General features: G+C 57.0%; 10 protein-coding genes and 2 pseudogenes. 1 reads left to right on the top strand and 11 read right to left on the bottom strand.

The window, feature by feature from the left end:
* Window positions 1-167: 167 nt before the first annotated feature.
* The 10 genes and pseudogenes from R6T97_RS05130 to trpS form a co-directional block, all read right to left on the bottom strand.
* Window positions 168-752: pseudogene (locus tag R6T97_RS05130) on the bottom strand (ATP-binding cassette domain-containing protein); the annotation flags it as partial.
* 79 nt (window positions 753-831) lie between these two features.
* Window positions 832-1,827 carry a BMP family protein gene (locus tag R6T97_RS05125; protein ID WP_410348225.1) on the bottom strand — a complete coding sequence of 332 codons (996 nt, stop codon included), beginning with the start codon at window positions 1,825-1,827 and terminating at the stop codon, window positions 832-834.
* A 190-nt stretch (window positions 1,828-2,017) separates the two neighbouring features.
* A complete protein-coding gene (locus tag R6T97_RS05120; protein WP_410348224.1) occupies window positions 2,018-2,437 on the bottom strand; it encodes a GNAT family N-acetyltransferase in 420 nt (139 codons plus the stop codon).
* Window positions 2,434-3,009, bottom strand: coding sequence for a tRNA (adenosine(37)-N6)-threonylcarbamoyltransferase complex dimerization subunit type 1 TsaB (gene tsaB, locus R6T97_RS05115; RefSeq protein ID WP_410348223.1), 576 nt, complete (start codon window positions 3,007-3,009; stop codon window positions 2,434-2,436). Before tsaB ends, R6T97_RS05120 begins: the two co-directional genes overlap by 4 nt.
* The gene (locus R6T97_RS05110; RefSeq protein WP_410348222.1) at window positions 2,999-3,562 is read right to left on the bottom strand and encodes a NifU family protein; all 564 of its coding nucleotides are present in this window, start codon (window positions 3,560-3,562) and stop codon (window positions 2,999-3,001) included. Before R6T97_RS05110 ends, tsaB begins: the two co-directional genes overlap by 11 nt.
* A gap of 128 nt (window positions 3,563-3,690) precedes the next feature.
* Window positions 3,691-4,041 (bottom strand): hypothetical protein, encoded by a 351-nt coding sequence (locus R6T97_RS05105; protein ID WP_410348221.1) that lies wholly within the window; start codon window positions 4,039-4,041, stop codon window positions 3,691-3,693.
* A gap of 146 nt (window positions 4,042-4,187) precedes the next feature.
* Entirely contained in the window at window positions 4,188-4,643 is a 456-nt protein-coding gene (locus R6T97_RS05100) for a universal stress protein (protein WP_410348220.1), read from the bottom strand.
* Window positions 4,644-4,725: 82 nt separating this feature from the next.
* Window positions 4,726-5,589 carry a branched-chain amino acid aminotransferase gene (locus R6T97_RS05095; RefSeq protein ID WP_410348219.1) on the bottom strand — a complete coding sequence of 288 codons (864 nt, stop codon included), beginning with the start codon at window positions 5,587-5,589 and terminating at the stop codon, window positions 4,726-4,728.
* A 185-nt stretch (window positions 5,590-5,774) separates the two neighbouring features.
* Window positions 5,775-6,269, bottom strand: coding sequence for a VOC family protein (locus tag R6T97_RS05090; protein WP_410348218.1), 495 nt, complete (start codon window positions 6,267-6,269; stop codon window positions 5,775-5,777).
* A 101-nt stretch (window positions 6,270-6,370) separates the two neighbouring features.
* Window positions 6,371-7,387, bottom strand: a complete 1,017-nt coding sequence (trpS, locus tag R6T97_RS05085) for a tryptophan--tRNA ligase (protein ID WP_410348217.1) — start codon at window positions 7,385-7,387, stop codon at window positions 6,371-6,373.
* 89 nt (window positions 7,388-7,476) lie between these two features.
* Here trpS and R6T97_RS05080 point away from each other — a divergent pair, with 89 nt between their 5' ends.
* Window positions 7,477-8,157: a rhomboid family intramembrane serine protease gene (locus tag R6T97_RS05080; protein WP_410348216.1), complete on the top strand. Its 681-nt coding sequence runs from the start codon at window positions 7,477-7,479 to the stop codon at window positions 8,155-8,157.
* Here the strand turns inward: R6T97_RS05080 and R6T97_RS05075 are convergent.
* A pseudogene (locus R6T97_RS05075) lies at window positions 8,154-8,459 on the bottom strand (lipid II flippase MurJ); the annotation flags it as partial. The gene R6T97_RS05080 and the pseudogene R6T97_RS05075 overlap by 4 nt on opposite strands.

Below are 8,459 nucleotides of genomic sequence, written 5' to 3'. Positions count from 1 at the left end.
AAGGTCATGCTCGGTCTCCACCATAACCGATTCCCCCGGAGTAAGATCGGGGATATCTGCTGTGGCCGAATATGTCTGCTGTGCCGCCCTGAATCTTATCTTGTAGTAAGTGATTGGTTTGTCTTTATCATACACCCGGTCTTTTTTCTCTATATTAGTACCCATCTGGTTTTGCCCTCGCGCTTGAGGTTTTCGAGAATACGGAACAGGTGATCGGCTTCGGCGGGGGTCAGCACGCCGGTGGGTTCGTCCAGGATCAGGATATCCGCCTTGCGATACAGCGCCTTGAGGATTTCGACGCGCTGCTGCATGCCCACGCCGACATCCTGAATCAGGGCATCGGGATCGACGTTCAACTCGTATTCTTCAGCAAGGCTTTTCAGTTCGCGCCGCGCACGTGCGAGGGAAGGGCGCAGTAATCCGCTGTCTTCGGCGCCCAGAACGACGTTTTCGAGGACGGTGAAATTTTCGACCAGTTTGAAGTGCTGGAACACCATTCCGATGCCTGCGGCGATGGCAGCCTGGCTATCTGGAATTGCAGTTTTCCGACCGGAAATGAAGATTTCGCCCGCGTCAGCTTTGTAAAACCCATAGAGAATCGACATCAGGGTCGATTTGCCTGCGCCGTTCTCACCGATGATCCCGTGGATCGTACCGGGCATGACACGGATCGAAATGTCTTTGTTCGCTTGAACAGGACCGAAGGCTTTGGAAATGCCTTTCAGCTCAATGGCGGGGGCTATGTCGGTCATCGGGACTCCTGTTCATGGAAATGCAAAAGGCCGCGCAGATTTCGCAGCGCGGCCTTCATTTCATGGCCTGTCAATCAACTTAGAAGTCGATTGCAGGGCAGCTTTCGTCGGATGTGTAATCGTGTACTGACAGATTGCCAGCGGCCATTTCAGCAGCAGCACCGTAGGTCGCTTCCAGCATTTCGTAGGATACGACGGGTTCGTTGTTTGCGTCCATTGCAAAGCCGACGCCACGGTTTGCAACGCTCATCACGTTGAACCCTGTCTCGAGGTCTTCACCGGCAATCATGGCGTCATAAACCGCGTTGTCGACGCGCTTGAGCATGGATGTCAGAACCTGTCCGGGGTGCAGGTAATTCTGGTTGGCGTCCACGCCGATCGACAGGATGCCTTGGTCTGCTGCTGTCTGCAGCACACCAACGCCGGTACCGCCTGCTGCGGCAAACACAACGTCAGACCCTTGGCTGATCTGTGCCAAGGTCAGCTCTGAGCCCTTTACCGGATCATTCCATGCGGCAGGTGTCGTGCCGGTCATGTTTGCGATTACGGTAATGTCGGGGTTCACGGCCTTTGCGCCCTGCGCATAGCCACAACCGAACTTGCGGATCAGGGGAATATCCATGCCGCCGATGAAAGACACAGTGCCCGTTTCGGATGCCATCGCAGCCATCATGCCGACGAGGTAGGACCCTTCGTGCTCGTTGAAGACAACGGAACGTACGTTTGGCGCATCAACGACCATGTCGATGATCGCGAACTTGGTGTCAGGATAGTCGGCTGCAACTTCTGCCAATGGTGTCGCCCAAGAGAAACCGGCCATGACGATCGGGTTTGCGCCCGATTCAGCAAAGCGGCGGATCGCCTGCTCGCGCTGGGCGTCGGACTGGATTTCAACTTCGGCATAAGAACCGCCGGTTTCGGCTGCCCAACGCTCGGCACCGTTGTAGGCGCTTTCGTTGAAGGATTTGTCGAACTTGCCACCGAGGTCGAACAGGATGGCGGGATCTGCAGCAGCCGTACCGGCGGTGAGCGCCAGTGCAGCAGACGCGCTCAGGAATTTCTTCATAAGTGTCATTGATATTTCTCCCAGGTCGTTACGCGAGGTATAAACGGGCGCTAGTCGCCCCCTCATTTAAAAGCAGAGCCGATCTGATGTCGGTCATCAACCGATAAGGCCTTGCCTTGGGAGGAAGATCAACAGCTTTCTGGCCGTAATTGCTTGTAGCACAGTCAAAAAGCGGTGTTATCGACAGTGTGACGCAGGGTCAGGTTGAACTCAGCGACTTGTGTAGGACCAAGGCAGCGACGGGTGCCCCGTCTTTGGGCAAATAGTACCCCGGTCGCCGTCCGACCTGGCTGTAACCCGAGGAGGTATACAGGTTGATGGCGGCGCTATTGTCCTCGGCCACTTCGAGAAAGACCGTCATGGCGCCTTGCGATTTTGCCTGATCTTCAGTGGCGCGGAGTATTCTGCGGGCAAGGCCCTGCCGCCGCTTTGCGGGGTGGGTTGCGATGGTCAAGACCTCTGCCTCGTCCAGGACGGTACGGATCATGGCAAAACAATCAGCGTCACCTGTGGCAAAGGTGCGGGGATGCGCGAGCAGCGTGGCGAATTCATCAGCAGACCAAGCGCGTGTTGCACTGAATGCGGCTGCATGCAGCTTTGCGAGCGACTGTGGTGTCACGGCAGAATGACGGGTGCAGGATCGCGGGGCGGTGCCGCGTCTGCGCTGCGCACGTAAAGCGGAGAAGGTCGCGCGGCAGCAGTGCCGAGGCGCGATACCGCAATCTGCGCGACCGCCGCAATCAGGTCGGCTGGTGGTTTTTGCGGGTTTGCGGGTTCCGCTCTCTGCATGGGCTGCGTTGGCCCGGAACGCCTGAACTCCTGAACATAGGATTGGTTGCGCGGGGCAGGGATTGTCGCTTTATGGGGGAGTGTTTCGCCAAATGCGCGGGCCTCGAACCCACTTACGCCGATCGCAGGCTTTCCCAGCCCGAGCGCCAGACCGCGTGCTGCAGACAGTGCTATGCGGATACCCGTGAAATTTCCGGGACCTACACCGACACCAATGCCATCGAGATCACGCCATGTCAGGGCTTGAGCCACCAGCATCCGTTCCAACATGGGCATCAAGTGTTCCGCCTGCCCTTTTGCCATTTCGTCCACCTGCGTAATGATCGTGTCGCCAAACAGCAAAGCGGCGGCGCAATGCGCCGCCGATGTATCAAATGCAAGCAGCGTTGGCTTAGGCTGCAACGGGCCGCACCTCGATCACCTCGGGAATATAGTGGCGCAGCAGGTTCTCGATGCCCATTTTCAGGGTCAGCGTGGATGATGGGCAACCGGCACAAGCGCCTTGCATGTGCAGATAGACGATCCCGCGCTCGAAACCGTGGAAGGTGATGTCGCCGCCGTCCTGCGCCACGGCAGGGCGCACACGTGTATCGAGCAACTCTTTGATCTGGCCCACGATCTCGCCGTCTTCGCCGGTGTGTTCGGCGTGGCCGCTCACAGGCTTGTGGTCTTCTGCCATGACGGACTGACCGGACTGATAATGCTCCATGATGGCGCCAAGGATCCCGGGCTTGATGTGATCCCATTCAACATCGTCGACTTTTGTCACGGTAATAAAGTCGATGCCGAAGAACACGCCGGTCACACCGCCAGTCGCAAAAATGCGTTTGGCCAAGGGCGAACTTTCAGCCGCGTCGCTGCTTGGAAAGTCTGCCGTACCAACTTCAAGCACATTCTGGCCGGGCAGAAACTTGAGCGTTGCGGGATTTGGTGTCGATTCAGTCTGGATGAACATGGGACCAACCTTTGTTGTCAGACCTCAGATATGCGCGCGGCGTTGCTGTCTGTCAAGGTTTGGAATGATTCTAATTCAAGAACGGAAATTGAGCCGGTCTGGCTGACCGGCTCAATTTTTCTTGGAGTTTAGTCGTCGTCTTCTTCGTCAAGCAGGCGGAATTGCTCCGAGGCGATCACCTCTCCGGCATCGTTTCTGATCAGCGCGAGAACATCTTGTTGAGGGGGGATTGCGACATTAACCGTGACATCTGTGTTTGCGCCAAAGTCAAGTTCGGTTGTTCCCAGCAGTTCACCACGCTCACCACCGGCATAATCATAAACCTCAAGTGTGGCTGGCGCATCGGTCGTGATCAGCCCGAATTCCAGCACCGAGCTTGGTTCGATATAGTTGTCGAAGGTGAAATAGGTTTGGGCCCAAAGAGTTGAGACTGGCGCCGTTGAAATGAGCACCGCCAAAATTGTTGATCTGATTTTCATCGTTCTGTGCCTTTCCCGGTCGCATCGACGACCGCAATTCAAGTCTTGCAGGAAGAATTTCCTGTTCATGCTTGATACCGGATGGCACAAAACGGCGCATTGATATTTGTCATATAACGCTGTTCGCCGTTGCTTCACGCAACGACTCAGGTGATCGCTTCAAGGCGTTCCTTGGACAAATCACCGGGGACAATCGTGATCGGGATCGGCAGGCTGCCAGCTTGCTTGCTAAGCTGTGTGACAAGTGGACCCGGCCCCTTGTTCCCATCGCCTGCGCCAAGAACAAGGACACCGATTTCAGGGTCCTCATGCACATGGGCGATAACCTCGCTCAGGGGTTCCCCTTCGCGGATGATCAGTTCGGGATCCACATTCTGCTTGTCGCGCATCCATTTGGCAAACACTTCGAAGTGGACTTCGATCCGTTCACGCGCTTCGGCGCGCATGATCTCGCCTACGCCGATCCAGTGGTTGAACTCGTCTGGCGGAATGATCGCAATGACAGCAACCCCGCCGCCTGTGTGTGATGCGCGCATCGCAGCAAAGCGCATTGCATTGAGGCATTCGCGGCTATCGTCCAGAACGACCATGAACTTACGCATTTTCGGCTCCCTGTTGGTCCAAGTGTGGCGCATCAATCGGGCAGTGGCAACGACAGAATGCCGCGTTCAATAAGTCCAGTTTTTAGGCGGTGCTCGCGGCCCAGTCCCAATACATGTCTCGGACACGGCGGGTGACGGGGCCCACCTGATACTGGTGGTCCGCAAAGGCGGTCACGGGTGTCACCTTGGACATATTCCCCGATAGAAACACCTCGTCCGCGTCACGGAAATCATCAAAGGTCAGCACGGTTTCATGCACTTTCACACCATCGGCATTTAGGTTCGAGATGTGACGGGCGCGGGTAATCCCCGACAGGAATGTGCCGTTTGCAATGGGGGTAAAGACCTCTGCGTCTTTGACCATAAAGACATTGGCTGTGGCGGTTTCAGCCACATTGCCCATCGCATCGGCCACCAGCGCATTGCCAAATCCGCGGGCGCGGACTTCGGCAAGCATACGGGCGTTGTTGGGATAAAGGCACCCTGCCTTGGCGTTGACCACGGCGTCGTCGATCACGGGGCGGCGGAAACGCGTCAGCCCCAAGGTGGTCGATGCCGTTTCCGGCGCAAAGGGAATTTCCTCCAGACAGATCGCAAAACCGGTTTCATCGCTGCTTGGTACGATGGCCGTCACATCACCATGGATCGCCCAGTACATCGGGCGGATATAGACGGCTGCATCTTTGGGGTATTTGGCCAAACCTTCTTGGGTGATTGCAACCATGTCTTGGGTGCTGACCGTTGGTGTGATCATCAAGGCTTCGGCAGACCGGTTCACGCGGGCGCAATGCAGGTCCAGATCGGGCATCAGGCCGTTCACAAAGCGCGCCCCATCAAAGACCGTGGTTCCAAGCCACGACCCATGATCTGCCGCGCGCATGATTGGCACATCGCCTTCGTGCCAGGCGCCCTCGAAATATGTGCGGATGTTTTTGCCGGTGGCCATGCTGCACCCTCCCTTTTGGGTGAACCCTAGGCGGAGGTTTCAGCAAGGTAAAGTGGGTGCGGCGTCCGATGCCGGGGAACATCGGACGCCTTCGTGTGCCAAGGTGCGAAACGGGACAAAAAACGACCAAGGCCAGCAGGCAGAGCGATTCCCTGCCGCCGCAGAAATGGTCCCATGCTGGCGATTCAGTTTTGTGACGCCGGCGTTGCCAGGGCCAGAAGTGCCGCGACATCAAGAGGGTCATTGAACATTTGCAGCGATCCGTCCGCGTCGCGGGGCCAGTCTGCTATGGGTTTGTCGACATAAATCTCTACGCCGTTTTCGTCGGGGTCGCGCAGGTAGACCGCTTCGCTGACCCCGTGATCGGCGGCACCGTCTAGCGGGATGCCGGCGGCAACCACGCGTGCCAGCACATCGGCCAGCGCCTTGCGGTCAGGATACAGAAAGGCCGAATGATAAAGCCCGGTGTGGCCCGGCGGTGGCGGCGTGGCACCAAGGCTTTCCCATGTGTTCAGGCCGATGTGATGGTGATAATTGCCAGCGGCAAGAAAGGCTGCGCCATCGCCGTAACGCAGTGTCACTTCAAAACCAAGAATGTCGGCGTAAAAGGCGATTGCGCGTTCAAGATCTGAGACACGCAAATGGATATGGCCAACACGGGCCGACGATAGAGCAGACATGGCGTACACCTCGTTTGTGCGTTTGCGCCAACATCGCAGGCCGCACAAGCGCACGCAATATGCCCTGACGCTAACAAGCTTTGCGTGAGATCACGCTCCGGCTATGACCGCAGCAAGCCGACGATATCGTAAGTCTTCCGCAGGATCGGCTCGGCGATGGCGCGCGCCTTGCCGGCACCTTCACCCAAAATGCGGTCGATCTCGGCGGGGTCGGCCATGAAACGCGCCATTTCCTCCGAAATCGGCGCGAGCTTGGCAACTGCCAGATCGGCCAGCGCCGGTTTGAACGTGCCCCAGCCCGCGCCGGGGTATTCGGCAATGACGGCCTCGGGCGTCATATCGTTCAGGGCGGCGTAGATTTCGACAAGGTTCCGCGCCTCCGGGCGGCTTTCGAGCCCTTCGACGGTTTCGGGCAGCGGCGCGGGATCGGTTTTGGCTTTCTTGAATTTCTTGGCGATCTTGTCGGCATCATCGGTCATGTTGATGCGTTCCATATCGCTATCGCCGGACTTGGACATCTTCTTGGTCCCGTCGCGCAGGTTCATGATGCGCATCGCGGGGCCTTCGATGACCGGTTCTGTCAGCGGAAAGAAATCGGTCTTGAAGTCGTGATTGAACTTTGCAGCGATATCGCGCGTCAGTTCGACATGTTGTTTCTGATCTTCGCCGACAGGCACGTGGGTGGCGTGATACAGCAGGATATCGGCGGCCATGAGTGCCGGATACGCATAAAGCCCCAACGACACCTTTTCGGCATTGCTGCCTGCCTTGTCCTTGAACTGGGTCATCCGGTTCATCCAGCCAACACGTGCGACGCAGTTGAATATCCACCCCAATTCGGCATGGGCTGCAACCTGACTTTGGTTGAACAGGATCGACTGATCGGGGTCGAGGCCTGCCGCCAGATAGCCCGCTGCCACTTCACGGGTCATATTTGCCAGTTCCTTGGGATCCTGCCAGACCGTGATCGCGTGCATGTCGACGACGCAATAGATCGTCTCAATCTGGCCTTGCATCCCCACAAAGCGCTTGATCGCACCAAGATAGTTGCCAAGCGTCAGCCCGCCGGAAGGTTTGATTCCAGAGAAAACACGTGGAGTGAATGAAGTCTTGTTCATAAGGCAGATGTCCGGACTGGATTTCGGGGCAGGGGTCGCATACCCATGCCAGACAGACCCGTCAACTTCAACTGCGCAGCGAGCCCAATATGAAGCCAGTAAGCCCGTTCAACGTTTTGCCGCCGCTGGTGGTTGCGTTGACACTTGTGATCCTTGGGATCGAGGCTGTCTTTCAGCTTGCCAATTATGGCATCATCGGTGGGCCGCGTGGCGTGGGTTGGCGTATCGCCGCGATCGAGCAGTACGGTTTTTCACCGGTCGTGCTGGATCGTGTGCTGGTCAGTGGCGACTATTCCTTTGAAATGCTCAGACGGTTTGTGACCTATACGTTTATCAATGTGCAGCTGACACAGGTCGCCTTTTGTTCAGCACTGATCCTTGCATTGGGCAAATTCACGTCCGAGTACTATGGATCTGTCAATGTGATCATTCTCTACTTTGTGACAAGCATTGCCGGGGCTGTTGTCTTTGGCCTTTTGGTGGAAAGCCGCTATCCGCTCGTGGGGTCGTTTACGCCGACCTACGGCTTGATCGGTGCATATACCTATGCGCTTTGGTTGCGGTTGGGGGCAGCGGGTGACAAGCAGATTCTGGCGTTTCGCCTGATCGGGTTCTTGTTGCTGGTCCAATTGATCTTTGGCTTGGTCTTTGGGGGCAATAGCCAGTGGATATCAGAACTGGCGGGCTTTTTCGCCGGGTTCTTGCTGTCTATCGTCCTTGCGCCCGGCGGATGGAGCAGCCTGTTGACGCGATTGCGCCAGCGAACCTAGCGCCGCAGGTTCCGTCGAAACTCTGACAGTTTGAATGCGCCGATCAGGTGGCCGATGCCGAAATAGCTGATGATGCCGATCAGAACCAAAACCAGCAATGCAAGATAGCGGACCGTCGCGATACCGAAGAGCGGTGTCATGATGGCCGAGGCAACCATGAGGATCACGCCCATTCCCAATGCGGCCAGAACGATCCTGACCATTCTTTGCTTGAAACGCGCGTCAAATCTGGCCGCATCACCCATCGTGCGGGCGCCGCGCACCAACAAAACAACCATCGCCCAGCCTGTTATCGACGTGCC

This window comes from Yoonia sp. (assembly GCF_046498525.1).
GTDB lineage: Bacteria > Pseudomonadota > Alphaproteobacteria > Rhodobacterales > Rhodobacteraceae > Yoonia.
The sequence above is the reverse complement of the archived record's forward strand: the minus strand, read 5'-3'. Positions and strand labels throughout refer to the sequence as shown.

What these genes read in the sequence shown, in the direction of transcription:
- R6T97_RS05125 (WP_410348225.1), bottom strand. Translation starts at nt 1,827, where the DNA reads ATGACACTTATGAAGAAATTCCTGAGCGCGTCTGCTGCACTGGCGCTC.
- R6T97_RS05110 (WP_410348222.1), bottom strand. Translation starts at nt 3,562, where the DNA reads ATGTTCATCCAGACTGAATCGACACCAAATCCCGCAACGCTCAAGTTT.
- R6T97_RS05105 (WP_410348221.1), bottom strand. Translation starts at nt 4,041, where the DNA reads ATGAAAATCAGATCAACAATTTTGGCGGTGCTCATTTCAACGGCGCCA.
- R6T97_RS05100 (WP_410348220.1), bottom strand. Translation starts at nt 4,643, where the DNA reads ATGCGTAAGTTCATGGTCGTTCTGGACGATAGCCGCGAATGCCTCAAT.
- R6T97_RS05095 (WP_410348219.1), bottom strand. Translation starts at nt 5,589, where the DNA reads ATGGCCACCGGCAAAAACATCCGCACATATTTCGAGGGCGCCTGGCAC.
- R6T97_RS05090 (WP_410348218.1), bottom strand. Translation starts at nt 6,269, where the DNA reads ATGTCTGCTCTATCGTCGGCCCGTGTTGGCCATATCCATTTGCGTGTC.
- trpS (WP_410348217.1), bottom strand. Translation starts at nt 7,387, where the DNA reads ATGAACAAGACTTCATTCACTCCACGTGTTTTCTCTGGAATCAAACCT.
- R6T97_RS05080 (WP_410348216.1), top strand. Translation starts at nt 7,477, where the DNA reads ATGAAGCCAGTAAGCCCGTTCAACGTTTTGCCGCCGCTGGTGGTTGCG.